Source organism: Legionella steelei (genome assembly GCF_001468005.1).
Lineage (GTDB): Bacteria > Pseudomonadota > Gammaproteobacteria > Legionellales > Legionellaceae > Legionella > Legionella steelei.
Genome location: NZ_LNYY01000001.1, coordinates 1 through 26990, shown reverse-complemented (window position 1 = coordinate 26990; position 26990 = coordinate 1). Strand labels below are relative to the sequence as shown.

The window sequence follows — 26990 nt, the reverse complement described above, 5'->3', positions numbered from 1 at the left end:
TAGGCTGCTTGTGGACACGCCATAAAAACACCATCCCAATTTGGAAATTCGGGTAACTCAAGCGACACTAAAGTGGTTCATAAGTGATAGGGATATTTGCTTCATGGGGTTATGTGTTCAATCAATCATTACATTGAAGAAAAGGCTAGGTGGCATCACCGTAGTCCTTTTTTCTGTATTTTATTTAAATACGTACGCCACTACTCTATCAACGCCCCTTTCTTTTTCCGAAGCAGGCCGGCTTGCCATTTTATTTTCTCCTGAACTGAAACGTTTGTGTACTGAGGCGGAAGCTTTAGATCAGAAAGCCATCGCGGACCGTCAATTACCCGATCCGAAGTTGATGGCAGGGACTATTAACGTGCCTACCAACAACTTCAGCTTTACACAAGATGAAATGACGATGATCATGGGTGGACTAGAGCAACGTCTTCCGCCAGGACATTCTTTAGCTATCAAGTCTCGAAGGACTAAAGCAGAGGCGGGGGTCTATCGCGCGCGATTTCAAGAACAAAAGCTGGCTCTAGCCCGTACAGCACATGAGGCCTGGCTTGAATTGTACTATTGGCAGCAAGCAGCCCATATTGTTCAGGCGAATCGTCGTTTGTTTGTGTATTTACTTAAAGTCGCCAAATCGCAATATGCGCAAGCTATAGCTACCCAATCGGACGTACTGCAGGTGGAAGTAGAACTATCCCAATTAGACGAACAACAAGTTCAAATCACCCAGCAAATAGAACAAGTGCGTGCAAAACTCGGACGTTGGATAGGGCAAGAAGAGGCAAGACGTCCGCTGGCCGCTAAGTTACCTAAGTTACCCCACCTCTCATCATTAAGTACATTGAAAACTAACATAAAAAGTCATCCTTTATTAAAAGCGGATTTGGGTTCCATTCAGGCTAATCGCGAAGCAGTGGCTTTAGCAAAAGAGCAATTTAAACCCGGAGTGGTTTTTGATGTCAATTATGGCGTCAGACAAGGCCGCATGCCCGATGGGACGCCCCGTTCCAACATGTTGACCGCGCAAGTTACCGTTGATTTACCCATTTTTCCCAAGCATCGCCAAACACCACGTCTAAGGGAACAATTTCTTCATTTAGAATCTGCATTTTTGGACAGAAATGCCCACTTTCGCGATTTAATTGAAATGCTCATCAGTTCATATGCTGCCTGGGAGCAGCTCGTACGACGCGATGCAGTATTTACGCAGAAGCTGATGCCAGAAGCCAAGCAAAATGCCAAAGCAGCCTTGCTGGCGTACCAAAGTGCCACAACGGACATGAATACGGTGTTGCGTGCCTACAGCGGAGAGCTCAATATCCAGTTGGAGCAATTAAATGTTGAAATTGAGCAGCTTAAAACACGGGTAACACTACTTTACCTAGAAGGAAAAACAGGATGAAGCTGAAAATAGTCGCACTCCTTATTGTGTTACTGGCAGTCATTTTTTTAGTAAAAAAATGTGTTTTCTCTACTGAAAAATCTGCTGGCCAAGAAAGCGCAACCAATGAAAAGGGAAAGCCAGTATATTGGATTGATCCCATGAATCCCATGATTCGCTACAATAAACCAGGCCTCTCTTCCATGGGGATGAAACTGGTCCCCGTTTATTCCGATAATGAAGGGGCGACAACCAATGGCAAAATAACCGTACGCATAGCCCCTGAGATTGTGGATAATCTTGGGGTACGCACCGCACCTGTCAGAAAAGGAACGCTTGCCCGAAAAATCGACACCGTGGGTTATGTGACCTCGAACGAAAATCTCATTAGTAACATTAATGCTTATGTGGATGGTTGGATTCGAAACCTTGTCGTCAAAACAACCGAAGCTCCTGTGACCCAAGGCCAATTACTCATGCAGCTTTATTCACGAACCCTGGTCAATGCCGAAGAAGAATATTTAATTGCGCTGGAAACCAAGGAGTCGACCCTGATTGATGCCTCGCAGCAAAAATTAATTTCCCTTGGCATGGCCGAAACACAAATTCAACAGTTAAAAAAAACGCGCAAAGCAAGTCAGCTTGTGGATATCTATAGCCCGCAAAATGGCATTGTGGCTACCTTAAATGTTCGCGAAGGCATGCGGATAACGCCTGAAATGAAAATGATGAGTATTATTGATTTATCAACCATCTGGATTATTGTGGAGGTGTTTGAGCAACAAGCCTCATGGCTTAAAGTAGGGCAATTGGCCGAAGCGCAATTCCCTGCTTTTCCTGGCAAAGCTTGGAAGGGTAGGATTGACTACGTTTACCCTCAGCTCAATCTGAAAACACGTACCCTTAAAGTGCGCTTACGCTTTGATAATCCGGATAATCACTTAAAACCCAACATGTATGCCCTGGTTACCTTGTCCCTGACACCCTTGGAACAGGTGTTGAGCATTCCCAAAGAGGCCATCATTCAAACGGGTGAGGGGGCTCATGTGATTGTTGCTTTGAGTGAAGGTCGCTTCCAAGTTCAACCCGTAGTCACCGGCATTGAATCAGGTGACCGAATAGAGATTTTATCGGGATTAAAAAAAGGAGACTGCGTGGTTAGCTCAGGAGAGTTTTTGATTGATTCGGAGGCCAGTTTAAAAGCAAGTTTACAGCGCATGAATGACAAGCAAAGCAAAAAAGGGAAAATGAATGCACATTAAAATCCATGCAGGGAGTCATCGTCCATGATTGCGGCTATTATTCGCTGGTCCATCCAGAATCGGCCTTTTATCCTGCTGGCAACCCTTTTATTAATTCTTTCAGGCCTTTATATTCTGAAACAAACACCGCTGGATGCCATTCCTGATTTATCGGATGTGCAAGTGATTATTAAATCAACCTATCCTGGCCAAGCCCCGCAAATTGTTGAAGACCAAGTCACCTATCCTTTGACCACCAAGATGATTGCAGTCCCTGGGGCGGTGACGGTGCGAGGCCAGTCTGCCTTTGATGATTCGTATATTTATTTGATTTTCAAAGACGGAACCGATCTGTATTGGGCGCGTTCCCGAGTCCTTGAGTACTTAAGCCAGGTTGCCAATCGGTTACCACCGAATGCAAGTACCGCATTAGGACCCGATGCAACAGGGGTGGGGTGGGTTTATGAATACGCCTTGGTGGATACGACAGGCCAGCATGATTTATCCCAGTTAACAACTCTGCAAGATTGGTATTTAAAGTTTCAGTTACAGAAAGTACCAGGCGTCTCTGAAGTGGCACGGATTGGCGGGATGGTGCGCCGTTATGAAGTGATTCTTGATCCCAGCAAATTACGTGCTTTTGATTTAACCCTATCCCAAGTGATTGCAGCCATTCGAGATGCCAACCAAGAGGCAGGAGGCTCAACCATTGAAATGGGTGAAGCCGATTATATGATACGTGCTCGCGGCTATCTCAAAAAAACTACTGATTTTGAAAACATTCCCTTAGGTGTTTCGAAGCAAGGAACGCCCATCCTCTTATCCGATGTGGCAAGCATGCGGCTGGGTCCTGAAAATCGTCGCGGTATCGCAGAGCTCAATGGCAAAGGCGAAGTGGTGGGTGGCGTCATCATCATGCGTTTTGGTGAAAATGCCATGAAAACCATACAAAATGTTAAGGCAAAATTGGCGGAGTTAAAAGACAGTCTGCCACCGGGTGTGAGCATTGTTGAAACCTATGATCGCTCAAGCCTGATTCAACGCGCAGTGAATACCCTGAATGATAAATTGATTGAGGAATTCGTCTTAGTATCCTTGATTTGTTTTGCTTTTTTATTTCATTTGCGTTCTGCTTTAGTCATTGTGATTACCTTGCCAATCGGTATCTTGGCTTCCTTTATTATTATGTATTGGCAAGGCATTACGGCAAACATCATGTCTTTAGGGGGCATTGCTATTGCTATTGGGGTGATGGTCGATGCTGCCATTGTTATGATTGAAAATGTGCATAAGCATTTTGAGCAGACTGTAGTGACCAAAGAAAATCGTTGGCAAATTATTCAAGAAGCCACCTTGCAAGTTGGGCCCTCGCTCTTTTTTTCTTTGCTGATTATCATGTTTAGTTTTCTGCCTATATTTACGTTACAAGCCGAAGAAGGTCGTCTCTTTTCACCCTTAGCCTTTACCAAAACCTATGCTATGGCCTGTGCGGCAGCCTTGTCGATTACTTTAGTTCCTGTGCTGATGGGCTATCTGATTCGCGGTCGTATTCGACCGGAAACAGAAAATCCCTTAAATCGTGCCTTGCAAGCGGTTTATCAACCGGTTATTCATGCGGTGCTTAAAGCGCCCAAGACGATTTTAGCGATTGCCTTTGTCCTTGTACTCATTGGCTTTTGGCCAGTCACCCGCTTAGGCTCTGAATTTATGCCGCCTTTAAATGAAGGTGATTTGCTGTATATGCCAACGACGTTCCCAGCGATTGCAGTGGGTAAAGCGCAGCAATTAATCCAGCAGATCGATAAATTAATTCTTACCGTTCCCGAAGTCAAATCAGCGTTTGGGAAAATTGGGCATGCAGAAACAGCAACCGATCCGGCATCCATGTCGATGATTGAGACCACCATTCAATTTAAACCACAAAGTGAATGGCGGCCTGGAATGACTTTTGAAAAAATTAGAGACGAGTTGGATAGACATGTGCAAATACCCGGTGTGACCAATGTTTGGGTCATGCCCATTCGTAATCGGATTGATATGTTAGCGACCGGCATTAAAACGCCTTTGGGAATTAAAATTATTGGTCCCGATTTAAAAGTCATTCAAGAGATAGGAGAGAAAATTGAACAAGTACTAAAGCCTTTGCCGGGTACTGCATCGGTGTTTGCAGAACGAGTAGTGAGTGCTCGCTACGTGAATGTGGACATTGACCGACTCAAAGCCTCTCGTTATGCCTTAAACATCCGCGATGTGCAAGAGATGATTGAAAATGCGGTGGGCGGCATGAACATCACGCAGACCGTTGAAGGACTTGAGCGCTATCCAGTGAATTTGCGTTATCCCCAGTTTGTGCGTGATTCAGTGGCGCAATTGCGCCAATTACCTATTGTGACTCCCACTGGTGCCCATATTCCTTTAGAGGCCGTTGCAACTTTATCGGTGACCGATGGCCCGGATATGATTAAAACGGAGAATACGCGTCCCGCAGGTTGGGTTTATGTCGATATCGCAGGACGCGATCTCGGCTCATACACGAAAGCAGCCCAACAGGCAGTGAAACAGAACATCTCATTGCCTCCTGGGTATTCTTTATTATGGTCAGGGCAATACCAGTATATGGAACGTGCTGAAGCACGGCTTATGATTGTTATCCCGCTGACTCTGCTTATCATTATTGTCTTACTTTACTTAAATTTTGGTCGCTTTTCGGAAGTATTCATAATTCTTGGCACCTTACCTTTAGCGCTCGTGGGTGGAGTATGGTTTATTTATTTACTCGGATATTATCTATCGATTGCGGTTGGCGTGGGATTTATTGCTTTGGCCGGTGTTTCTGCTGAAACAGGGGTCATTATGCTTATTTATCTTGACCAAGCACTCCTAAAGCAGCAACAACTGGCCCAGCAAGAGGGACGTGCGCTCACCAAAGCCAATGTGCGCAGTGCCGTGATTGAAGGGGCACTGCTTCGTCTAAGGCCTAAGATGATGACGGTACTTGCAATTATTGGTGGTTTATTGCCGATCATGATTGGTGGTGGCACAGGTTCTGAAGTCATGCGTCGTATTGCTGCACCCATGGTCGGTGGCATGATTACCGCAACCCTACTCACACTTATTGTGATTCCGGCTGTTTTTTTAATATGGCAAGAATCAAAAATAACTGAAATAAAGGAGTCCGGTGAGTAAATGATGAATATCCAGAACACTTCCCAACAAATGGTCCTGGTGTTTCATAACTAGGATGATTCACTATGCATCAGCGAATGGCTTTAGTCCTATTTATTTTTTTAGTACCCGGAATAGCCTTAGCCAAGCTGCAACACGCTCCTTCGACAGCGAAAACTCCTTCTGACTTCAAATTCTCGGGTTATGCTGATGGATCCTATAATTATCTTCAAAACAGCAATAAGTTTGCTAGTGGCACCTATGATCGCGTCTTTGACATCAACCCGAATGGATTAACACTCCAACAAGTGGGTATTACCTTGGCGTATCAACCGCAACAAGGGTTTGGTGGTTTAATGACGCCTGTAGCAGGAAGTGATCCCAATATTTTTGCACCCTATGGTTGGAATATTCGTTCCTTTGCAATGCCACAAGCTTATATGCAGTATGCAAGCGGTTCTTTGACTTTCATGGGAGGAAGTTTTATTGAATTAGCAGGTGCTGAAAATATCTTTTCTTATAATGATAGTAATTTTTCTCGTTCTATTCTCTGGGGTTATGCAGAACCTTTTACCGTGACGGGATTTAGAGTTTCCTATATTCCAAACAATCAACTCACCTTGGTAGGCGGTATCAATAATGGTTGGGACAATATTCGTGATACCAGTCGTCAGAAAACCATTGAATTGGGCGCCTCATATACGTTTAACCCCCAGTTTTCTTTAGCAGCTTATGCTTATTCGGGTCAACAGCGTGTTGCTGAAAGGACATCAAGCGGTCTTACAGGGCAGCGCTCTCTGATTGATTTGATTGCCACGCTCACAATCACGGAACAGTTAAGTTTTGTAATTAACTATGATGGTGCGCTACAAACGAAAGCCGCGCTTCCAAATGGCACTATAGCAGAAGCAGTCTGGCAAGGCATTGCTGGATATCTGAATTATCAATTGAATCAGAAATGGCGAACCTCCTTACGAGGAGAAATTTTTTCTGATAGGAATGGTTATCGCACGGGAGTCGCTCAAACTTGGGATGAGCTCACTGTAACATTGAGCTATTTTCCTATTAAAAATCTTGAGTTTCGTGCAGAAACTCGACGCGATTTTTCTAACGTCAGTTCTTTTCTGAATAAAAACGATATTACAACAAGTCACAATCAACAGTCTTTTGCTTTAGAGGGGATTTTTAGGTTCACATAAAATACAAATCATTACAACTTCAGCGTTACGCCACTTTAATTACTGGATAATAAATCGAGGCAATCACAAAGGCTCTAAGTCAAATCAACAGCCTTATTTTTTTAATTCGTCATAACTCGTAAATTTGCGAGTCGCAATATTGCGTTACGTAAATTTACGACATAAATTAAATATAAATACTAAGGAGAAGGGTCCAGAAGAATTTATTGCATCATGATTATGCTATGATTCTAATGGATTCATTGAATTTGCGAAAACGTTTTTTTGTTTTAGTGAGCAGAAATTAGAAGCGAATCGCTGGAACCAATTGAGTCACCCAGGCTACAATCCTGATTCATAATTATACCAAGGACGGATATACGACATGAATGAACCAAGGAAAAAATGCTGTTCCAACGATGAGACACCAACTTCCCAGAAGGAACTGACGTCATCAAATGCCTCTATGCCGTGTTGCTCGGTTAGCGATTCAGATGAACTCGCTCATTTTTTTAGCTTTCTCACTCAATTTTTTCAGGCAAATCTGGGTAAGGCAACAGCAGGCATGAGCCCAGCAGCTCTGAGGATTGCCTTCTTTTCTTGGCTAGTGCAATTGGAACAGTCACCGGGACTCTTATTGGAGTTAGCACTTTATCCAGCTTTGCATTCGCATGATTGCATTAATAATGTGCTCTGCGTGGACCGTGCTGCAGGGGGTAAAGACGTTCGCTTTCATAAAGAAAGCTGGCAAGCCATGCCCTGGCGGTTGTTTGCTGAGCAATTTCTGCAAGTTGAAGATTGGTGGCGACGTGCCACAACCCAGGTTCCAGGATTACCTAAGTCGGTTGAACGCACCGTTTCTTTTTGGGCACGCCAATTCCTTGATGCATGTTCTCCTTCTAATTTTGTCTGGACTAACCCTGATTTGTTCTACGAAACGATTCATTCCAATGGATTTAATTTGATTCATGGCACTGAACTAGCGATTCAGGACATGCTCGATAGGTTAACCGGTGCACCACCTGCGGGCGCGGAAGAGTTTATACCCGGTAAGGGTGTAGCGATTACTCCAGGACGTGTGGTCTTTCAGAATCATTTAATTGAACTCATTCAATATGAGCCACAAACCAAAACGGTATTTAAAGAGCCGGTGTTAATAATTCCAGCATGGATTATGAAATATTATATTTTGGATTTATCCCCCAATAATTCACTGGTTAAATGGCTTGTTGGTCAGGGGCACACCGTGTTTATTATTTCATGGCGTAACCCCAATGGCGACGATCGTGATTTAGGGATGGATGATTATTACCGACAAGGGGCAATGGCGGCCATGAATGCGGTTTCTGCTTTGTTGCCGCAAACAAAAATTAATCTGATGGGCTACTGTTTAGGTGGCACATTGGCAATGATTACAGCCGCGGCGATGGTACGCGATGGGGATAATCGTCTTAACAGTCTCACGTTACTTGCTGCGCAAGGTGATTTCACCGAAGCGGGAGAATTGATGCTTTTTGTCACCGACAGTGAAGTTGCTTTTCTCAAGAACATGATGTGGGAGCAAGGCTATCTTGATACCAAACAAATGGCGGGCTCCTTTCAGATGTTGCGTGCCTATGATTTGATTTGGTCTAAAATGATTCAGGATTACATGCACGGGGTGCGCCGCGGCACCATTGATTTGCTCGCGTGGAACGCAGATGCCACCCGTATGCCTTACAAAATGCATAGTGAATACCTTGAACAGCTTTTCTTAAACAATGATTTTGCTGAAGGACGCTTCACTGTGGAAGGCGAGCCGGTTGCTGCTGAAAACATTCAATTGCCAATTTTTGCGGTAGGTACTGAAAAAGACCACGTGGCGCCTTGGCAATCAGTGTATAAAATTCATCTGATGACCAATAGCGATACCACTTTTGTTTTGACCAGTGGTGGGCATAATGCGGGGGTTGTCAGCGAACCAGGTCGTCCCGGATGTTATTATCGTATTCATGAACGCAAAAAGGGTGACGCTTATTTAAGTCCTTCTCGCTGGTTAAATAAAGCAGAAAAGCGAGAAGATTCCTGGTGGCACGCTTTACATAATTGGCTGGTGCGGCAAGATACCCCCAAGCGGATTTCCCCGCCTGCCATCGATAACGCGCTGCCTTTAGCTCCTGGCAGTTATGTGATGCAGAAATAAAGGAACAATGATGGATAAGGAATTTCTGGAGAATGTCACTTTTGATGAGCTCACCCTTGGGCAGCAGGCGAGTCTCAGCAGGACACTCACTCAAGAGGACATTGAGCTTTTTGCGGCCATGTCCGGTGATGTGAATCCGGCGCACATGGATCCCAAATTCGCTCAAAGCGACATTTTTCATGGTATTGTGGGTCATGGTATGTGGTCGGGTTCCCTGATTTCGGCATTGCTTGGAACCATCTTACCGGGACCTGGAACGATTTATCTCGAGCAAGATGTCCAATTTAAGAAACCAGTACGGATTGGCGATACGATTACCATCACCCTCATGGTGCGTGACAAACGGGCGAAGCAAGCCATCGTCACCTTGGACTGTAAGGGTGTGAATCAGCGTGGCGAAATCGTGGTCGAAGGCTTGGCTACGGTGTTGGCCCCAACGCAAAAAATAAGAGTGCCTAGAGCGAGCCTACCCCAGGTCGAAATTCATAATCATGACCGGTTTCAGGCCATTATTCAAACGTGCCAGTGCATGACACCGGTTCGTACCGCTGTGGTTCATCCGGTAAAGGCCAATGTGCTGGAAGCAGTGACTGATGCGGTGAAGGCCAAACTCATGATTCCTGTTTTAATTGGCCCAAAAGAAAAAATTAAATCAGCAGCCACCGAGGCAAAAATTGACATTACTCAATGGGAGCTCATTGATACAGAACACAGTGATGCTGCAGCCAGTAAAGCGGTGGAGTTAGCAGCAATTGGGGAAGTTGATGCCATCATGAAAGGTGCTTTGACCACCCATGAGTTGTTAGCCGCCATCGTGCCGACCACATCCAACCTGCGTACTCAATATCGGATTAGCCATGCCTATGTCATGGATGTCCCATCTTATCATAAACCACTCATTATTACGGATGCGGCAATTAATATAGCTCCCAGTACGAGTGAGAAGGCCGATATCTGTCAAAACGCGATTAATCTGTGGCGTGTCTTATGCGGTGAAGATAAAAAGCCCAAAGTCGCTATCCTTGCCGCGGTAGAGTTGGTTAATCCTAAAATGCAGGCGACCGTTGATGCCGCGATCTTGTGTAAAATGGCGGATCGCGGCCAAATCACCGATGGTATTCTCGATGGTCCACTGGCATTTGATAATGCCATCAGCAAGCAGGCTGCCGAGGATAAGGGCATTGTTTCAGCGGTTGCAGGGGATGCTGATATTTTGCTCGTCCCTGAAATTGAATCGGGTAATATTTTGGCAAAGCAGCTCACGTTCTTAGGACATGCCGATGCTGCCGGTATTGTTTTAGGCGCGCGCGTGCCCATCATTTTAGTAAGTCGCGCTGATTCCTTACGAACCAGGCTCTTCTCTTGTGCCTTGGCCGTCAAGTTGGCCGCGGCACGCAAGGCAGGGAAGATTAAATGACGCAATCAAAAGAATGCATTTTAGTGATTAATGCAGGCTCATCCAGTGTCAAATTTCAAGTGTTTTCTAGGGATCCAGCACTACCACTTCTTGCTCAAGGTAAAGTGTATGATTTAGGGAGCAAACCCTTCTTTACAGTAACCCATGAAAGGCACACTACTCAGAATCATGCAGATACCACAGCACTTTCTACTGACGCTACGCCTGAAAGTGCCTTGCGTTTTATTCTGCACTGGATGGAAGCGCAAAATCAACGCTGGCATGTGAGTACGGTGGCTCATCGAGTGGTTCATGGTGGTACTTACTTCACTAGCAGTGTGCGCATCACCCCGGACGTGATGATCCAACTGGAGGCATTATGTCCCTTAGCTCCTTTGCATCAACCGCATAACCTTGCGGCAATTAAAATGATTAGCGAACTTAGGCCAGATATCATGCAAATCGCGTGTTTTGATACAGCATTTCATGCCCATCACGAGCCTTTGTTTACAGAATATGCCTTACCACAAATCCTGCGTGACCAAGGTATACGTCGTTATGGTTTTCATGGTCTTTCATATGAATGGATTGCTCATACCTTACAGCAAAATGAACCCAAATTAGCACGTGGGCGAATTATCGCAGCCCATCTTGGCAATGGTGCAAGTCTCTGTGCTATGCATCATGGCATCAGTGTGGATACGACTATGGGCATGACTGCCCTTGATGGCGTACCGATGGGCACCCGTTGTGGCAGTCTTGACCCAGGTGCGGTGATTTATATGCTGCGTGAGCTTCATCTATCGCTTCAGGAAACAGAATCTCTTCTTTATCATAAATCAGGGCTTCTTGGGTTATCGCACTGGACGCAGGATGTCCGTCTGTTGCAAGACAGTAGCGAGCCTGAGGCACGATTTGCACTTGATTATTTTTGTATGCGAACTGCCCAACTGATGGGGATGATGGCGGTGGCATTGGGTGGTGTTGATGGCATTGTGTTTACTGGCGGGATTGGTGAAAACTCAGTCTTTGTGCGTGATAAGGTGTTACACCATCTAGCCTTTCTTAAGCCATTTGAAATGCGCATCATCCCGGCGAATGAAGAATGGATTATGGCGATGCATACCCTATCTCTTCTCGAAAGCAATAAGGAACACAACCGATGACTACTCATTTAAAAGGATTGATTGTTGGGGTGGCGAACGAACATTCCATCGCTTGGGGATGTGCTAAAGTGTTGTCTGAAGCAGGCGCTGAATTGGCCATAACCTATCAGAATGAGCAAACAAAACATTACGTGCAGCCCTTAGTGAATAGACTTCCTTGTCCAATCTTTATGCCCCTTGATGTCACCGATGATTCACAATTGGAAGCCTTGTTTCAGCGCATCAAAACTAACTGGGGAACTCTGGATTTTATGATTCATGCCATTGCTTTTGCGCCTAAGGCTGATTTACAAGGTCGTGTCGTGGATTGTTCACGCGATGGCTTTGGGATTGCCATGGACATCTCGTGTCATTCGTTCATCCGCTTGGTAAAGGCCGCTGAACCGCTGATGACTCATGGGGGCTCAATAATCACCATGAGTTATTATGGTGCTGACAAAGTGGTAAAAAACTACAATCTCATGGGCCCAGTCAAAGCAGCGCTAGAGACAACGGTACGCTATCTGGCCATGGAACTTGGCAGTAAACAAATTAGAGTCAATGCCATATCCCCAGGCCCAATCAATACGCGTGCGGCATCAGGATTGGCAGATTTTGATAATTTGATGGAAAAAGCCGCCCAAGAAGCCCCTCTGCATCAGCTGGTCACTATAGATGCGATTGGTGAGGCCACTGCTTTTCTTGTATCCAATCAATCCCGAGCCATTACCGGCCAAATTATCTATGTGGATGGCGGCTATAATATTAAAGACTAATTCAATAAGGGAGTGAACATCATGTCATCGGAACATCAGCATCACCCACAACAAAAGCCCCAAGAAGAGCAACACTTTTGGCGCACTCCTCCTGGAGTGATTGCGCTAATCATTATTGTCATTATCGGATATTATCTCATTACGGAGCATGGGGCTCATATTGCCAGTTTTCTAGGTGCCTCACCTTTTTTGCTGATCATCTTACTCTGCCCACTAATGCATCTGTTCATGCATAAAGGACATGGTGGGCATGGAGACAAGCCTCCTCATCAAAAGTCTGATGATGAGGATAATCATTCCTCCGAAAACAAGGAGTAATAATGATGGAACATACTTCTTATGCCTATGGTTTCTGGTTATTGGTCATTGTCAATTCGGCGATTTTCATTTTATTTGCTTACAGCTTTACCCAATTTAAAACAGGGCGTGATTGGCGCACATTTGGGGCTTTTTCTGCCTTTGTTGTGGCTTATTTTACCGAAATGTATGGCTTTCCTTTAACCATTTATTTGCTGTCGGGATGGCTTACCAGGTATTACCCTGGAATTAATTTATATGGTCATGATAGCGGCCATTTACTCCATACTCTTTTCGGCTTGAAAGGGGATCCACACTTTGATGTATTTCATATCTTAAGTTTTGTGTTCATCCTTGGTGGTCTTTGGATAATTGCTTCAGCATGGGGTACTCTTTATCGCGCCCAGAAAAAACAACAATTAGCCACAACAGGACTTTATGCTAAAATTCGCCATCCGCAATATGATGGTTTTATCCTCGTGATGGTCGGTTTTTTAGTGCAATGGCCGACCATTCTGACCTTAATTATGTTTCCTATCCTGGTCACGATGTATGTGAAACTGGCGCATCAAGAAGAACAGGAAACTTTTAGGGAGTTTGGGGAAGAATACACACAGTATGCGAAAATAACGCCTGCATTTATTCCCAAGCTATGGACTTCTCCTAGGATGGGTTTATGAAATTATTGGTTTTCACAATGGCTTTGTTCCTTTCGTCATTTATTTATGGAGCCAGTACTCATTTAGTTCAAAAAGAAACAAAGTCCGACAATGAACCACCAAAGATTGGAAATTTTGTATTGCCTTTATCGCAACAACCAGGTCCCTTGGTCAGCTTTGGCCAAAATATTATTGAAAAAAATGAGACATTGTTATTTCTATTTGCCGATGATTTTGCCGGAGTAGAAAAACATTTTGTCGACGTGATGCCCAGTATTTTGTATGGTATTACCGATGATTTATCGATTTTTATTAATGCACCGATGGCTGCGAGTTATGTGCAGAATGAAAAAAAATCTACAGGATTTGAAGATGCCTTTCTGCAACTTGAAGATGCTTTCTATACCAAAAAAACATCTTCTTTTGTAGAGCAAGCAACCTTTGTGATAAATCTTACACTCCCTACGGGCTCTGCTCAAAAGCAACCGCCAACGGGTTTTGGGTCGCCAAGTTTTTTTATAGGGAGTACACTATCTCGTATGTATGTAGATTGGTTCGCATTTGCATCACCTGGGGTAGTATTAACCACAAGGCATAATGACACAAAGTTTGGAAATCAATTTCTTTATCAGGGTGGTTTCGGAAGACACCTTATTAACATTAAGGGATGGACAATATTCACAACGAAATAAAATCAATGGAGGTATCGATTTTAATTCAGGGGGAAATGTAGTCTACGTAACGCCTTCGCTATGGGTTTCTTCAAAAAAACTAATTGTTCAATTAGGTGTTGGACTGCCTGTTACCCAAAATTTATACGGGAATCAAACAAAAGACTCTTATTTACTTGTGGCGAATTTGGGTTGGGCTTTATAAAGGATTACTGATGAATCAAATTATTTTTTCAATGATTGTTTTTGCACTAAGTATTCTGGTGGGTTGCATGCCAAGGCCTCTGGAACCTGATGCGAAAAACATTACGATTATCTACGGTCAAAACACACAAATTGCAAAAAATTGTAAGTTGCTGGGAAAAATATCGGGTAAGGACGTGCATGGTATGAAGCTTCAGTTTACCTGGGGATTGGAAAAAAATCTCAAAAAAGATGATGTCAATTTTCTTAAAAATGAAGGGGAAAAATTCAATGCCAATGTCGTTGTGTTTGAAAAACATCAAACCTTGGTTAAAAGATACTACACGTTGAGTCCGAATCGGCATACAGATATTGAAATACATTCCATTGAAGGAAGTGCCTATCGATGCCCTTCTCACGTACTATCCACAATCAAACGATTAAATACCATCACTCATTCGGTTTATGAAAAGCCCGTCATTATAGAAACCAATTGAGACTATTGGCGTTGGCAATGAGATAATTTGTTACTCACATTGAAGTAACTCATCGTTTAACTGTGATGCAATGAGACAGATGGTTTACTGTGTGTTTTGATAAAATTCAGCAGGTGAGTAGAGCAATTTTTCCCTACTTATTATATAATTTATGCTCTTAATGAGAAGAGCCAAGATGAAATGCGAACCCATTATTTTTATTTGGTTTTATTACTAATGACATCAATTCTCCCAGCGAATACTTATGCGGAAACAAGTACTGCATCCCAACACCCTATTGCCGATGATTTGGCTTCAGATGATCATTTTTCAATTTTAAATGATCGTGGTGTAGCTTATGCTGTGGGTAGTAATGTGCCGCAAAATGACGAGGAGGCCGTGAAGCGTTTTCGTCAAGCAGCCGAGCATGGTTTACCCGTGGCGCAGCGTAACCTTGGCATTATGTACGCATTTGGCAAGGGAGTTCCGCAAAATGATCGTGAAGCCGCTCAATATTTTCGTAAAGCAGCGGAACAAGGTGATGTCATAGCTCAGTACAATCTTGGTGTGATGTGTGTTATTGGAAAAGGCATATCAAAAAATGAAAGCGACGCAGTAAAGTGGTTTCGTAAAGCCGCACATCAAGGATTACCGATGGCACAACGCAATCTAGGTCTCATGTATGGCACGGGTAAGGGGATAAAGCGAAATTATACTGAAGCCTTTAATTGGTTTAACAAAGCGGCTAACCAAGGGGATCCCTTTGCTCAGCTTAACCTCGCTGCATTGTATGTTGACGGAAAAGGGGGGCAACAAAATGATACCAAGGCCTTCGAATGGTTTCATAAAGCAGCGGAGCAAGGAGAGAAAATGGCTCAACTTCATCTTGGCTTCATGTATGCAGAGGGTAAAGGGGTACAGCGAAATGACATTGAAGCAACTCAATGGATTGATAAAGCAGCACAACAAGGGTTGGCCTTGGCTCAATTTAACTTAGGCACACGGTATACTGAAGGCTTAGGGATTGAGCAAAATGATGCGAAAGCAGTGAAATGGTTTAGTAAAGCGGCTGAACAAGGAAATGTTTTGGCTCAACGGAGCGTTGCGATTATGCTCTCTACCGGACGAGGTATTCAGCAAAGTGATGTTGATGCGGTTAAGTGGTTTAACAAAGCAGCTGAACAAGGGGATTCCATTGCCCAATACAATCTTGGTGTGAAATACGTCACTGGCAAAGGAGCTCTTCAAGATAATTCTAAAGCAGTTCAGTATTTTCGTATGGCAGCAGAACAGGGACTTCCCGAAGCACAGTTTGCCCTTGCGGCCGTATACCATGATGGGGTAGGTGTTCCTAAAGATGATGCGGAGTCAATGAAGTGGCTTCGGAAAGCGGCTCAGCAAGGAAATGCTAATGCGCAAATGCGCTTAAATGATTTGGAACAAGGTTAACACCATACTATATTTCTAACGTATGTGAGCATGATTTTCTTTGCGTATGATGATCATGCAGGAATATTGTTGATTCAATCTGGATATTTTTTCATTAACAAATACACTTTTCTTTTTGCCTATTCATAGTGCCCTCCATAACCAATTTTGTCAGTCTGTGAGGTATTTTGTGAACTGCCAGCTGCTGTTGATGAGGCACAAGAGCTAAACAGAAGCATTGAACTAACTAATGTAACTAAAGCAATAATCACTTTAAATGTCCCGAGGATTCGCATAGTAATACTCTTTATTCTATCGATTGTTTTTTAAACTGCCTAACCACTTGATGCGTTATATTATCTATGATTTCACCATGAATTTCCCCCAGAGGTTTTCTCAACATAAGCGAGCATCCATATGTATAATTACTCTATATTATCGCCAGATTGATGGGCAATTTCATCCGCGCCACAATAGATGTTTGCCCTGTACTGTACCCATATGATGATCCTAAAAGTAAGCCAGCTTAATCCTTTCTTTTAAGTGTATTACAATCAACCCTAAAATGCTCAAATAGAGAGTCATTATTCAAGTATTGCCACAATGATGCACTAATATGGCAACAGGGTAAAAAAGTGCTACACTATATTTTCTTATCATTAGGATAACCGATATGGCCGATAAAATACGTGGAAAGGTGAAATGGTTTAATAAAGACAAAGGATTTGGCTTTATTGCGAGTAGTGGCAAAGATTATTTTGTTCATTTCAGTTCCATTCAAGGGAGTGGCTTTAAAAACCTTTCTGAAGGAGCCCGTGTTGTATTTAAAATTGGCAAAGGACAAAAAGGCCCACAGGCGGAAGAAGTTGAGGTTATCTAACGATTCATTTATTTTTTTATCCAAAAAACATTAATAAACATTCAAAACGAAGGAGTCGTTTATGGAACGAATGACCGCAGTTGTAACAGGAGGTACGGGTGGGATAGGTTCTGCAATATGTCAACGTCTTGCAGCTGATTATCAAGTCATTGCGTGTTATTTTAAGGACGGCAAACATGACGAAGCAAAACGATGGAAAGACACTCAGAAAGAAGCCGGTTTTGATGTAGATATTCTCTACGGTGATACCACTCAATTTGCTGATTGTGAGAAACTCACTGATTTATTGATGGAGCGCTATGGACGTATCGATGTATTGGTAAATAATGCGGGCATTACTTGTGATACGACGCTAAAGAAAATGACCTCGGTGCAATGGCAGCAGGTTATTGATGCTAATTTGACCAGCGTCTTTAATATGACCCGTAATGTGTTGCCTGCCATGCTTGATCAAGGCTCTGGGCGGATTATTAGTATCTCTTCCATTAATGGTCGCAAGGGTCAATTTGGTCAATGCAATTACGCCGCTACCAAAGCCGCTTTATTTGGTTTTAGCAAGAGCTTAGCCCAGGAAGTAGCAAGCAAAGGAATTACTGTGAATACCATCTCGCCTGGTTACATTGAAACGCCAATGCTTTCTGCCATGAGAGAAGATATATTAAAGTCAATTATCGCTCACATCCCAGTAGGCCGTTTAGGCAAGCCGCAAGAGATTGCCAATGCCGTGGCTTTTTTGTCTTCCGCTGAATCAGGGTTTATCACGGGAGCCAATCTTGATATTAATGGCGGGCAATACATGTAGATATCCTGCTGAGTAAGATGAGTCTTATATTATACTGATCATAATGAGTAAATTGAGCAAAAAAATCCGATTCTTATTCATACTATTAAAAAGATATTAGTATTTCCTAATTGGGGTTTTTGCATAAATGTTTCTTGATGAGAAGATTATCGCTGTACTGCGACGAGAATTGAGTTGGACTCACTTCAGGTCATTAATTCCAATCAAAGATCCGCTGAAATGTGTCGCATTGGGCGATGGAGTACCCGTACATTAGAAAAACAGATCCAATCCATGTTATTTGAGCGCACAGCACTTTCCAAAAAACCAGAAGAATTAATACGTCATGGAATTGAGGTCTTGCGTGATTCTGATACAGATCAGCTGATCTAATCTTGAAAGATCCATACATTCTTGCTTTTCTGGGTATGAAAGATCGATACCTTGAAAAAAACTTGGAAGATGCCATTTTTATGTAAGATCGAACATTTTTTATTGGAATTAGGCTCTGGATTCAGCTTTATTGTCAGACAAAAACGCATACAAATAGACAATCGTGATTACTATATTGATCTGCTATTTTACAATAGGCATCTTCGCAGAATTCGACGCAGCCTATAAAGGACAAATGGAACTTTATCTACGTTGGCTAGCAAAATATGAACAAGAACCAGGTGAAAATCCACCTCTAGGTATCATATTATGTAGTGGAAAAACGTACGAGCAAATCGAACTACTAGAGTTGGATAAGAGTGGTATTCATGTTGCTGAGTATAATATTACAACATTACCACCCAAAGCAGAATTGGAAAAAAAGCTACATCAATCTATTGAATTTGCTCGTCAGCGATTTCTAATAAGGCTAATGAAAAATAATTGATTGGAAGTTTGGATATGTACGTCTAACGCTGGCTCTGAAACTTATGCAAATATCTAAATATCATATCGAAAATGATATTTGGTATCGATTCTTTTTACAGAGTAATCCAATTTTTATTTTTTCGGAACAACTAAAAAAAATCGACCTTTAAATTTTCCTTGTATTCGATAATTAACTCCAGGCTAATGGTAAAGTTAGTCTGAAATCAATCATCGCCAAAATCGCGTAAAATACGGTTTAATAGGGTTCTGCATATATATTATACTTTTAGACCAGCCTATAACTATGAAGTATCGCCTTATTTACAGATATGGCTTGGTTGTTGCTAAAATGAAAAGCCCATTTGCTGATAAGCTACCTGGGATAAGTTGCTGATTTCCAGTGAAGCAGGGCTTTGCATCGTGCGTCGATTTTCATTTTTAACCGTTTTGGCATCTGCTAACTTCTTGTTGTTCTCAGTAAGCACCGAAAAAGGCAGCAGGTGCAACAGTAGGGGATTGTCGCAGGTAAATGTTTTAAGCTGATAACCGCGTTGGTGACGCACTTTGGTTAGTAGGAAAAAGTAATCAAAAGCCTCGTTAAAATTAGCAAAAGCGAGAGTACGGCTTTGTCCTAGTTTGGATTTAATGCGGCCATTGATTAAGGTAATCACCCAGTCTTCTAATAAATCTTTGCTTAAACGAATCACATAATAGCGAGTATCTTTTTCAAAACGTGCATCATGATAGACTTCAATAGGGTAAAAATGAATCAGATGCAGAAAAGACGGAGAGGTGAACCAAGGCATCTGCATCAAAAAGAGCCAAGGCTGGCGATGCGTTTTAAGCGGGTTGGATTATCTTCCACGTATTCTGAGGTCGTGGAAATATTGGCATGACCCGCAAGGCGAGACACCGCTTTAATGTCGGCTCCTTGTTCAATCAAACGCGTAATGAAGGTGCGTCGACCGGAGTGCGAGCTGGCACCAACCAATCCTGTTTTGTCATAAAGCTTGCGAAACCATTTTTGTAACACGTCGGGTTGAAAGCGATTGCCCCGTTGGGTTTTAAAAAGATACCCTTTTTTATTGAGTACTTCTTTTTCTTGCATTTGTAACTCATCTACATGGTCTTGCAGCGCCGCGGCAACTTTTTTATTCGTCACATAGGCATGTCGTTGTTTCTCCCCTTTGGTCATTGAGCGTAACAAATTAATTTCATCCATGACTTTAAGGTGATGATCGAATACATCACTGATTTTAAGGGCAGCAATTTCCTTGACGCGTAGACCTAATCCAAAGGAGCAATAAATGATGGCGACATTGCGCAGCGCAAATGGACTGTCTTTGGCCATAATGAGCAATCGTTTAAATTCGCTCTCGGTGAGTACCCGAGCCTTGCCTTCTTTTGCCATTTTTTCCTTTAAGGTCTTAAAATATCATAATTTAATCGATTTTAAGACCTAAATACGAAAGCGTCAAGAGAGACTCCTTCGATAACCTGTAAGTTTTATCTTTATTTGGCAGGAAAATTTAAACTTTAAATGACAGACTTTAAATGGCAGATTGACTAAATTAAATATTTCTACTATTCTAGAAGTATGGATATAAAAAACTCACTAAAAATATTTGACGCCCTTTCTCAAGAAACTCGCTTGCAAGTGTTTCGGCTACTTGTTCAAGCAGGGCCAAACGGATTATCCGCTGGTGCAATTGGGGATGAGTTGGGTATTTTACAAAATACCCTATCATTTCACTTAAGCCATTTGTCTAATGCCGGAATTGTCACGTCCTATCGCCAAGGGCGTTATGTATTTTATTCTGCAAATTTTGTGTTAATGCGCGATTTTATCGCCTTCATGGTTCAGGATTGTTGCAGTAAACAACAAGTTCAAATTCAACAACCTGGGACAGACGATTGTCTGGTTATAAAATTAAATGATTGCTGTAATTCTAAAAGGAGTAAGTCATGAAACGTTTTCATATTCATATTGATGTTGACAACCTTGCTGATAGTATCCGTTTTTACAATGCTCTATTTGGAGCAGATCCCGTAAAAGTTAAGTCCGATTATGCCAAATGGATGCTGGAAGATCCGCGTATTAATTTTGCCATTTCAACTCGTGCTGGAAAACATGGCGTGGAACACTTGGGAATTCAAGTGGATGATGCCACTGAATTAGATGCACTGAGAAACCAATTTTCAGAGGCTAATATTTCAACCCATAGCGATGGTGAAACAACCTGTTGCTATGCCAAATCACAAAAATCATGGGTGAGTGACCCTAACGGAATTGCATGGGAAGCCTATCATACCATGGAGGATGCTCAATTTTTTTCTGGAGATAATACAACTGAAGGCTCGTGTTCAATGTCCACCAAAAAAACATCAACCTCTTGCTGTGATGTACAATCAAAATCAACCGGATGTTGTGATTGATACGTACTGAGCCAATTAAATTATTATTTCTTTGTACAGGTAACTCTTGTCGGTCCATTATGGCTGAGGCAATAACTAATTATTACTCGAATGGCCGCTATCTGGCTTTTAGCGCAGGCAGCATCCCGACTGGAAACGTACATCCGAAAGCGATAGAAACTCTTGCTCGTCATGGTATCAAACCGAATACACCTCGCAGTAAATCCTGGAATGAATTTAATTCAGAATCTATTGATTTAGTCATTACTGTCTGTGACCAGGCAGCTAGTGAAAGCTGTCCTATTTTCCCTGGTCAACCAAAAAAACTCCATTGGAGTATTCCTGATCCTGCTAAAGCAGAAGGATCTAAGATGAAAATAAATACAGCATTTGAAGCGGTATTTAATCAACTAAAACAACAAATAAAAAAGGAGCTGTTGTCATGAGCACGTGCAGCACTCGTCGCCTTTCTTTTTTAGATAGATATTTAACGTTATGGATTTTCCTGATTATGGGTTTAGGCGTTGTTATCGGATCTATTTTAACCGACATGCCACAATTTTTAAATTCCCTATCGATTGGTTCCACCAATATTCCTATTGCGCTTGGCTTGATTTTAATGATGTACCCACCCCTGGCTCGGGTAAAATATGAAGAATTACCGCTGGTCTTTAAAGATTGGCGAATTCTATTGTTGTCCTTAATTCAAAACTGGCTTATCGGGCCATTTCTCATGTTTGGTCTTGCTGTTTTATTCTTACATGGATATCCCGAATACATGACTGGACTCATTCTCATTGGTTTGGCTCGATGTATTGCCATGGTAATTGTCTGGAATCAGCTGGCTGAAGGCGATAATCAATATGTTGCGGCTTTAGTGGCGTTTAACAGTATATTTCAGCTACTTTTCTTTAGTGTCTATGTCTGGTTTTTTCTAACCGTTTTGCCACCCCTTGTTGGCATGACGGGACAAATGGTTCATATCGATTTTATGACTGTTGCTGAAAGCGTCTTCATTTATCTTGGAATTCCTTTTTTATCAGGATTTCTGACTCGCTTTATACTGATAAAGAGAAAAGGGATAATGTGGTATGAAACTAATTTTTTACCAAAAATTTCTCCCATTACTCTAATAGCCCTATTGTTTACTATACTGGCGATGTTTTCTTTGAAAGGCGCGATGGTATTGCAACTTCCATTAGATGTAATTCGAATTGCATTTCCTTTAGCTGTTTATTTTGTTGTGATGTTTTTTGTCAGTTTTGCGATGGGGAAGCTCATCGGGGCTAACTATCAAAAAACAACAGCAGCTTCATTTACTGCTGCCAGTAATAATTTTGAATTGGCTATTGCTGTTGCAATTGCCACCTTTGGGCTTAACTCCGCCATTGCTTTTACAACTGTGATTGGCCCACTTGTTGAGGTGCCGATTCTTATTTTACTAGTAAATATTGCATTGTGGTTGCGCCAACACTGGTTTTATAAAGCAAATCATACGGGGTAGGATTGATTAAACTGGTTTACTTTCAAATCTCTCGGATTTACTCGTAACGTGATTAAAGGCAAAAATGAACATGCAATCAATAAGAGAATTACTAGAGGCTAAGCAAATCATAATTTATTTTTCTACAGTTATTGTAGCAATCATAATTGCTTTGCTCGTGCCGGCCACGAAAGTTTTTGCGAGCAGTGTAAACCTTGCATTAGCTCTGATGCTGTTTGTAACGTTTCTACAAGTGCCGCTTGCTGACTTTAAGCAAGCATTAGTGAAGTTTCGTTTCCTCATGGTTCTATTTCTAGTGAACTTCATGGTGGTCCCGTTAATTGTAGTGGCGTTAGTCCAATTTCTTCCCATCGATCCAATGGTACGACTTGGTGTGCTATTAGTTTTGCTCACTCCGTGTATTGATTATGTCGTAACTTTTGCGCATATTGGACGCGCCGATGCTCGACTACTTTTGGTGGCGACACCTGCGCTTCTTATCTTACAGATGCTGCTTCTACCTATCTATCTTGGACTATTCCTTGAGGAAAGCGCTGCTCACTTGGTTCAACCTGGCCCATTTGTCGAAGCCTTTATATGGATAATTGCTATTCCGCTTGTGCTCGCAGCACTTACACAAGCGTGGGCTAATCGAAAATCGATGGGCAAACGGGTTTTAATAGCACTTGGATTGCTGCCCGTACCAGCGACAGCTCTTGTGTTATTCGTGGTCATTACGTCGGTGGTACCGCAGCTCGGTCTTGAGGCAGACTCAGTTTTAAAAGTAGTTCCAATCTACATTGCCTTTGCTATTATTGCTCCCTGGGCTGGATGGTTTATCGCTCGAATCTTCCGCTTGGATGTGCCTTCCAGCCGATCTGTAGCATTCAGCGCAAGTACTCGCAACTCTCTTGTTGTCCTACCGCTTGCTTTTGCGATACCAGGCGCTGTTCCTATACTGCCGGCAATCATTGTCACTCAGACACTTGTGGAGTTGATAAGTGAACTGTTCTATGTGCGCTTAATTCCTAAACTAATGAACTCATAATGCTAACCTACTCATACAATTAAGTATTGTTGGTTAAGACAGCCGGTTGTCGTAATTCTCGTTTTTTGACATAAGTATTAAGACCGATATGAGGCTAAGAGCTGCCCAGCAGTTAGTTTATCTGAATTAAGTATCGCTTTATTTTCAAAAAGTAAAGCGTCTCTCTTTAAAACTTCATCCAATTTCGGCTTAAATTACAGACTCAGTACTAATGCGAACTGGAAATACGACTTTGCTTTAATTTACTACAATTTCGCCTCTAAACCATAATATTATCTAACGAATAATTCCTGTCATTTTCACCTTATAACCTTCTGAAATCATAATCTCCGTGCGAGTTTTGTTTTGATCTATCATCATTGGTCTGATCGCATAATTATATTATTTCAAAATACTATCATGATTCCCTTGACCCTTGGGTATACTCTAGAGTCTAGACTATTTATATGGAGAGAGTTATGGTTTCGCTAAGCATTGGTGAACTAGCTAAAAATGGCGGTGTAGGCATAGATACAATACGCTATTATGAGGTGCTCGGCATATTATTACCGGTGGGACGAACAAAAGCTGGATACCGGCTTTATAGCGAGACTAGTTTGGAGCGACTGAAGTTTATTCGACAAGTACAGCGTCTTGATTTTACTTTAAAAGAAATCAAGGAATTATTAGATCTTCGTTTGTCAGATACAGCCAAGTGTTCTGATGTGAGAAAACAGGCCGAAGCAAAAATTGCCCTGATTGAAGAAAAAGAAAAGGAACTTAGGACTGTTAAAAAAGCTCTCAAAGATTTAATAATGGCTTGTAATGCTAGTGGAAACAATGTGTTGGCTAATGAATGTCCTTTATTAGATATGATTGATTCAAAAGGAGAATAACGGCTTTTTATTTGTCTCACTATATAGCCTGGAGATACATGATGAATGAAGCAAAGTATGTAAAGCGTAATAGTATTAAATGGATATTGCTCTCGGGAACCGCTGCGGCGATTGCTTCGACTTTGTGTTGCATTGCGCCTTTAATATTGTTTAGTTTGGGTATAAGTGGAGCTTGGATAAGTAGTTTAACGGCAATGGAGTCCTATAAACCCTATTTTTTAACTAGTGCTATTCTATTGATTGCACTTGGATTTTGGAAAGTTTATCGCAAACCCAATCATTCCGATTGCAAACAAGGTACTTTTTGTGCGATGTCAGCCTCAGATCGCATCAATAAAATAATGCTCTGGATTGCGTTAATCATTATAGGGCTTGTGCTGCTTTATCCTTATCTGGCGCCAATTATTTTAGAGCGATTATAACGATTAGGAGACATATTTATGAACAATGCATTTATCGTATTAGCAATTACCGTAATATTGGGTAATGTATCGACTTTTGCCTCTAGTTTGCAAGCACCCACAGCAGCTGAGGAAATTACAGTTAGCAGTAATCTGAAAACAAGCATTGTGACTCTTGATATTCCAGGAATGTTTTGTTCTACTTGTCCATATACTGTGCGAAAAAGTCTTGGGAAGCTACCAGGTGTATATAAGGTTGAAACATCAGTTAAGACTAAATCAGCCACAATTACTTATGATCCAACTAAAGTAACAATTAAGTCATTGATTACTACAACGACCAATGCTGGCTACCCCTCTTCGATAAAAAATAACAACCAGCCCTAATGATGGAGAACAATATGTCTGATTACCTCAGTTGTCCTGATGAAATAGGAAGTGCCAATACATCACCCGATATTTTGGTTATAGGAGCTGGATCGGCTGGGTTTTCCGCTGCAATTACAGCAGCAGAAGAAGGTGCACATGTCCTTATGGTTGATAATGGCATCCTTGGCGGAACCTGTGTTAATGTAGGTTGCGTCCCTTCAAAAAACATGATTAGGGCAACAGAAACAATACATCAAGCGAATCAGGCCTCGCGTTTTGATGGCATTGAAGCAAGTGGCAAACTCAGTAACTGGTATGAATTAATTCAACAAAAACAAGCACTGGTGGATACACTAAGGGTAACCAAGTATGTTGATGTATTGCAAGCTTATAAAAATATTAATTATGTAAAAGAGCAGGCGCGCATTGTGAATCATGGTGTAATGGTAGGTAATCAGCTCTATACCCCCACATCGGTTATCATTGCGACTGGAGCTTCAGCATCCATACCTCCTATCGATGGTATACATCAAATTCCTTATCTAACAAGTACAACAGCATTGGATTTACACAATCAACCTAAATCATTATTAGTGATTGGTGGCGGGGTCGTTGGCGTTGAATTAGGGCAGATGTTTGCACGTGCAGGCACTAAAGTCACCATTTGTTGCCGCTCTCGTCTTGTTCCAACTAGTGAACCAGAAATAAGTATGGCTCTTACGCATTATCTGCAGCAAGAAGGCATTGATGTGTGTCAGGGCATAGGTTATCAGAAAATAGAGGAAATTGATGGTTATATTCGTCTAACCCATGACAAGGACGGCGATACCCGCATTATTGAAGCAGAGCAAGTCCTTATCGCAACAGGCCGTACTCCAAATACTTCAGGTTTTGGGTTAAACGAATCAGACATTATTTTAGCCGACAATGGTGGCATACGAGTGAATCAGTACATGCAAAGCAGTCGTGATCATATTTATGCTGTCGGTGATGTAACAGGGGTTGATATGTTTGTTTATATGGCAGCATATGGTGCTAAATTAGCTGCATTAAATGCACTCGAGGGTAATCAGCATTGCTATGACAATTCAACTATGCCTACCGTAATATTTACTGATCCACAAGTGGCTGATGTTGGTTATACAGAAGCAAGTGCCAAATTGGCTGGTTATGAAGTAAAAGTCAGTGTCCTTGGTCTTGAGCATGTTCCTCGTTTTTTTGTGGCTAGAGACACAAGAGGGTTAATCAAGCTCGTTGCTGATAAAAAAACCGATAAGCTACTAGGCGCCCATATTTTATCTCCTGAAGCAGGTGACTTAATACAGACTATTGTTATTGCATTAAAAGCACAATTTACCATTAAAGATTTAGCAAATACATTATTTCCTTATCTGACCGGAGTTGAGGGTGTAAAACTTGCTGCATTATCTTTTGATAAAGATGTTAACAAATTATCCTGTTGTGCTGGATAGGCATATTGGGAATCTATGCGTTAATTACTAATCGTATAATGATTTGTTATACGATTAGTTTGATAAAGGGCTTACTGAATTCAATGAGTCAGATACAAAATCAGTCAATAATAAACGCTTAATCTTATCTAAGCATGTTAAAATGGACCTTTAGTAGGGGGTTGAGGTCCAATGGTACGAAAACGTACGCTAAGGAAAATCCATATTTTCTGATAAGTTATTGAATG

The 26990-nt window shown here is 42.0% G+C and carries 27 protein-coding genes and 1 pseudogene; 26 read left to right on the top strand and 2 right to left on the bottom strand.

The window, feature by feature from the left end; all coding sequences use genetic code 11:
- Positions 1–103: 103 nt before the first annotated feature.
- The 17 genes and pseudogenes from Lste_RS00135 to Lste_RS19735 all read left to right on the top strand — a co-directional run bounded on the left by Lste_RS00135 (position 104) and on the right by Lste_RS19735 (position 18719).
- Complete coding sequence (locus tag Lste_RS00135) at positions 104–1402, top strand: TolC family protein (protein ID WP_058387914.1); 1299 nt, start codon at positions 104–106, stop codon at positions 1400–1402.
- On the top strand, positions 1399–2643 hold the full coding sequence (locus Lste_RS00130) for an efflux RND transporter periplasmic adaptor subunit (protein ID WP_058387913.1): 1245 nt from the start codon (positions 1399–1401) through the stop codon (positions 2641–2643). Before Lste_RS00135 ends, Lste_RS00130 begins: the two co-directional genes overlap by 4 nt.
- 24 nt (positions 2644–2667) lie before the next feature.
- Complete coding sequence (locus Lste_RS00125; RefSeq protein ID WP_058387912.1) at positions 2668–5808, top strand: efflux RND transporter permease subunit; 3141 nt, start codon at positions 2668–2670, stop codon at positions 5806–5808.
- Between the two features lie 65 nt (positions 5809–5873).
- The gene (locus Lste_RS00120; protein WP_058387911.1) at positions 5874–6986 is read left to right on the top strand and encodes an outer membrane beta-barrel protein; all 1113 of its coding nucleotides are present in this window, start codon (positions 5874–5876) and stop codon (positions 6984–6986) included.
- A gap of 364 nt (positions 6987–7350) precedes the next feature.
- Positions 7351–9147: a PHA/PHB synthase family protein gene (locus tag Lste_RS00115; RefSeq protein WP_058509071.1), complete on the top strand. Its 1797-nt coding sequence runs from the start codon at positions 7351–7353 to the stop codon at positions 9145–9147.
- 10 nt (positions 9148–9157) lie between these two features.
- Positions 9158–10564 (top strand): bifunctional enoyl-CoA hydratase/phosphate acetyltransferase, encoded by a 1407-nt coding sequence (locus tag Lste_RS00110; protein ID WP_058387909.1) that lies wholly within the window; start codon positions 9158–9160, stop codon positions 10562–10564.
- Positions 10561–11709, top strand: coding sequence for an acetate/propionate family kinase (locus Lste_RS00105; RefSeq protein WP_058509070.1), 1149 nt, complete (start codon positions 10561–10563; stop codon positions 11707–11709). The genes Lste_RS00110 and Lste_RS00105 overlap by 4 nt, the downstream gene beginning before the upstream one ends.
- On the top strand, positions 11706–12464 hold the full coding sequence (gene fabI / locus Lste_RS00100; RefSeq protein WP_058509069.1) for an enoyl-ACP reductase FabI: 759 nt from the start codon (positions 11706–11708) through the stop codon (positions 12462–12464). Before Lste_RS00105 ends, fabI begins: the two co-directional genes overlap by 4 nt.
- Before the next feature lie 21 nt (positions 12465–12485).
- On the top strand, positions 12486–12782 hold the full coding sequence (locus Lste_RS00095) for a DUF2933 domain-containing protein (protein ID WP_058509068.1): 297 nt from the start codon (positions 12486–12488) through the stop codon (positions 12780–12782).
- A 5-nt stretch (positions 12783–12787) separates the two neighbouring features.
- Positions 12788–13441, top strand: coding sequence for a methyltransferase family protein (locus Lste_RS00090; RefSeq protein ID WP_058509156.1), 654 nt, complete (start codon positions 12788–12790; stop codon positions 13439–13441).
- On the top strand, positions 13438–14112 hold the full coding sequence (locus tag Lste_RS00085; RefSeq protein ID WP_058509067.1) for a hypothetical protein: 675 nt from the start codon (positions 13438–13440) through the stop codon (positions 14110–14112). The genes Lste_RS00090 and Lste_RS00085 overlap by 4 nt, the downstream gene beginning before the upstream one ends.
- A gap of 194 nt (positions 14113–14306) precedes the next feature.
- Positions 14307–14771, top strand: a complete 465-nt coding sequence (locus tag Lste_RS00080) for a DUF4156 domain-containing protein (RefSeq protein ID WP_058509066.1) — start codon at positions 14307–14309, stop codon at positions 14769–14771.
- 216 nt (positions 14772–14987) lie between these two features.
- A complete protein-coding gene (locus tag Lste_RS00075) occupies positions 14988–16199 on the top strand; it encodes a tetratricopeptide repeat protein (RefSeq protein WP_162264114.1) in 1212 nt (403 codons plus the stop codon).
- A 652-nt stretch (positions 16200–16851) separates the two neighbouring features.
- On the top strand, positions 16852–17058 hold the full coding sequence (locus tag Lste_RS00070) for a cold-shock protein (protein ID WP_058509064.1): 207 nt from the start codon (positions 16852–16854) through the stop codon (positions 17056–17058).
- Between the two features lie 61 nt (positions 17059–17119).
- Positions 17120–17860, top strand: a complete 741-nt coding sequence (gene phbB / locus Lste_RS00065) for an acetoacetyl-CoA reductase (protein WP_058509063.1) — start codon at positions 17120–17122, stop codon at positions 17858–17860.
- A 174-nt stretch (positions 17861–18034) separates the two neighbouring features.
- Positions 18035–18232, top strand: a complete 198-nt coding sequence (locus Lste_RS19745; RefSeq protein WP_237760389.1) for a hypothetical protein — start codon at positions 18035–18037, stop codon at positions 18230–18232.
- A gap of 69 nt (positions 18233–18301) precedes the next feature.
- A pseudogene (locus tag Lste_RS19735) lies at positions 18302–18719 on the top strand (PDDEXK nuclease domain-containing protein).
- A 325-nt stretch (positions 18720–19044) separates the two neighbouring features.
- On the opposite strand, the gene Lste_RS00055 reads toward Lste_RS19735, so the two are convergent.
- Together Lste_RS00055 and Lste_RS00050 are read right to left on the bottom strand one after the other, a co-directional pair.
- A complete protein-coding gene (locus Lste_RS00055; RefSeq protein WP_157070668.1) occupies positions 19045–19506 on the bottom strand; it encodes a hypothetical protein in 462 nt (153 codons plus the stop codon).
- 5 nt (positions 19507–19511) lie between these two features.
- Positions 19512–20111, bottom strand: a complete 600-nt coding sequence (locus Lste_RS00050) for a tyrosine-type recombinase/integrase (protein WP_058509061.1) — start codon at positions 20109–20111, stop codon at positions 19512–19514.
- A 186-nt stretch (positions 20112–20297) separates the two neighbouring features.
- Between Lste_RS00050 and Lste_RS00045 the strand changes: the two genes are divergently transcribed.
- From Lste_RS00045 to merA, 9 genes are all read left to right on the top strand, one after another.
- A complete protein-coding gene (locus Lste_RS00045; protein ID WP_058509060.1) occupies positions 20298–20669 on the top strand; it encodes an ArsR/SmtB family transcription factor in 372 nt (123 codons plus the stop codon).
- Positions 20666–21136, top strand: coding sequence for an ArsI/CadI family heavy metal resistance metalloenzyme (locus Lste_RS00040; protein ID WP_058509059.1), 471 nt, complete (start codon positions 20666–20668; stop codon positions 21134–21136). The genes Lste_RS00045 and Lste_RS00040 overlap by 4 nt, the downstream gene beginning before the upstream one ends.
- A complete protein-coding gene (locus Lste_RS00035) occupies positions 21133–21561 on the top strand; it encodes an arsenate reductase ArsC (protein WP_265703875.1) in 429 nt (142 codons plus the stop codon). Before Lste_RS00040 ends, Lste_RS00035 begins: the two co-directional genes overlap by 4 nt.
- Positions 21558–22619, top strand: a complete 1062-nt coding sequence (gene arsB, locus Lste_RS00030; protein ID WP_058509058.1) for an ACR3 family arsenite efflux transporter — start codon at positions 21558–21560, stop codon at positions 22617–22619. The genes Lste_RS00035 and arsB overlap by 4 nt, the downstream gene beginning before the upstream one ends.
- Before the next feature lie 64 nt (positions 22620–22683).
- A complete protein-coding gene (locus Lste_RS00025; RefSeq protein WP_202814154.1) occupies positions 22684–23646 on the top strand; it encodes an arsenic resistance protein in 963 nt (320 codons plus the stop codon).
- 458 nt (positions 23647–24104) lie between these two features.
- On the top strand, positions 24105–24521 hold the full coding sequence (locus Lste_RS00020) for a heavy metal-responsive transcriptional regulator (protein WP_058509056.1): 417 nt from the start codon (positions 24105–24107) through the stop codon (positions 24519–24521).
- A 38-nt stretch (positions 24522–24559) separates the two neighbouring features.
- Positions 24560–24943: a mercuric transporter MerT family protein gene (locus Lste_RS00015; protein ID WP_068310821.1), complete on the top strand. Its 384-nt coding sequence runs from the start codon at positions 24560–24562 to the stop codon at positions 24941–24943.
- A gap of 18 nt (positions 24944–24961) precedes the next feature.
- Positions 24962–25309 (top strand): cation transporter, encoded by a 348-nt coding sequence (locus tag Lste_RS00010; RefSeq protein ID WP_058509054.1) that lies wholly within the window; start codon positions 24962–24964, stop codon positions 25307–25309.
- Positions 25310–25323: 14 nt separating this feature from the next.
- Positions 25324–26763 (top strand): mercury(II) reductase, encoded by a 1440-nt coding sequence (gene merA, locus Lste_RS00005; RefSeq protein ID WP_058509053.1) that lies wholly within the window; start codon positions 25324–25326, stop codon positions 26761–26763.
- The last annotated feature ends 227 nt before the right edge of the window (positions 26764–26990 follow it).

What these genes read in the sequence shown, in the direction of transcription:
- Lste_RS00055 (WP_157070668.1), bottom strand. Translation starts at nt 19,506, where the DNA reads ATGCCTTGGTTCACCTCTCCGTCTTTTCTGCATCTGATTCATTTTTAC.
- arsB (WP_058509058.1), top strand. Translation starts at nt 21,558, where the DNA reads ATGAGCACGTGCAGCACTCGTCGCCTTTCTTTTTTAGATAGATATTTA.
- Lste_RS00115 (WP_058509071.1), top strand. Translation starts at nt 7,351, where the DNA reads ATGAATGAACCAAGGAAAAAATGCTGTTCCAACGATGAGACACCAACT.
- Lste_RS00020 (WP_058509056.1), top strand. Translation starts at nt 24,105, where the DNA reads ATGGTTTCGCTAAGCATTGGTGAACTAGCTAAAAATGGCGGTGTAGGC.
- Lste_RS00095 (WP_058509068.1), top strand. Translation starts at nt 12,486, where the DNA reads ATGTCATCGGAACATCAGCATCACCCACAACAAAAGCCCCAAGAAGAG.
- Lste_RS00045 (WP_058509060.1), top strand. Translation starts at nt 20,298, where the DNA reads ATGGATATAAAAAACTCACTAAAAATATTTGACGCCCTTTCTCAAGAA.
- Lste_RS00015 (WP_068310821.1), top strand. Translation starts at nt 24,560, where the DNA reads ATGATGAATGAAGCAAAGTATGTAAAGCGTAATAGTATTAAATGGATA.
- Lste_RS00080 (WP_058509066.1), top strand. Translation starts at nt 14,307, where the DNA reads ATGAATCAAATTATTTTTTCAATGATTGTTTTTGCACTAAGTATTCTG.
- fabI (WP_058509069.1), top strand. Translation starts at nt 11,706, where the DNA reads ATGACTACTCATTTAAAAGGATTGATTGTTGGGGTGGCGAACGAACAT.
- Lste_RS00040 (WP_058509059.1), top strand. Translation starts at nt 20,666, where the DNA reads ATGAAACGTTTTCATATTCATATTGATGTTGACAACCTTGCTGATAGT.
- Lste_RS00075 (WP_162264114.1), top strand. Translation starts at nt 14,988, where the DNA reads ATGACATCAATTCTCCCAGCGAATACTTATGCGGAAACAAGTACTGCA.
- Lste_RS00050 (WP_058509061.1), bottom strand. Translation starts at nt 20,111, where the DNA reads ATGGCAAAAGAAGGCAAGGCTCGGGTACTCACCGAGAGCGAATTTAAA.
- Lste_RS00010 (WP_058509054.1), top strand. Translation starts at nt 24,962, where the DNA reads ATGAACAATGCATTTATCGTATTAGCAATTACCGTAATATTGGGTAAT.
- Lste_RS00120 (WP_058387911.1), top strand. Translation starts at nt 5,874, where the DNA reads ATGCATCAGCGAATGGCTTTAGTCCTATTTATTTTTTTAGTACCCGGA.
- Lste_RS00130 (WP_058387913.1), top strand. Translation starts at nt 1,399, where the DNA reads ATGAAGCTGAAAATAGTCGCACTCCTTATTGTGTTACTGGCAGTCATT.
- Lste_RS00090 (WP_058509156.1), top strand. Translation starts at nt 12,788, where the DNA reads ATGGAACATACTTCTTATGCCTATGGTTTCTGGTTATTGGTCATTGTC.
- Lste_RS00110 (WP_058387909.1), top strand. Translation starts at nt 9,158, where the DNA reads ATGGATAAGGAATTTCTGGAGAATGTCACTTTTGATGAGCTCACCCTT.
- phbB (WP_058509063.1), top strand. Translation starts at nt 17,120, where the DNA reads ATGGAACGAATGACCGCAGTTGTAACAGGAGGTACGGGTGGGATAGGT.
- Lste_RS00070 (WP_058509064.1), top strand. Translation starts at nt 16,852, where the DNA reads ATGGCCGATAAAATACGTGGAAAGGTGAAATGGTTTAATAAAGACAAA.
- Lste_RS00025 (WP_202814154.1), top strand. Translation starts at nt 22,684, where the DNA reads ATGAACATGCAATCAATAAGAGAATTACTAGAGGCTAAGCAAATCATA.
- Lste_RS00125 (WP_058387912.1), top strand. Translation starts at nt 2,668, where the DNA reads ATGATTGCGGCTATTATTCGCTGGTCCATCCAGAATCGGCCTTTTATC.
- merA (WP_058509053.1), top strand. Translation starts at nt 25,324, where the DNA reads ATGTCTGATTACCTCAGTTGTCCTGATGAAATAGGAAGTGCCAATACA.
- Lste_RS00105 (WP_058509070.1), top strand. Translation starts at nt 10,561, where the DNA reads ATGACGCAATCAAAAGAATGCATTTTAGTGATTAATGCAGGCTCATCC.
- Lste_RS00085 (WP_058509067.1), top strand. Translation starts at nt 13,438, where the DNA reads ATGAAATTATTGGTTTTCACAATGGCTTTGTTCCTTTCGTCATTTATT.
- Lste_RS00135 (WP_058387914.1), top strand. Translation starts at nt 104, where the DNA reads ATGGGGTTATGTGTTCAATCAATCATTACATTGAAGAAAAGGCTAGGT.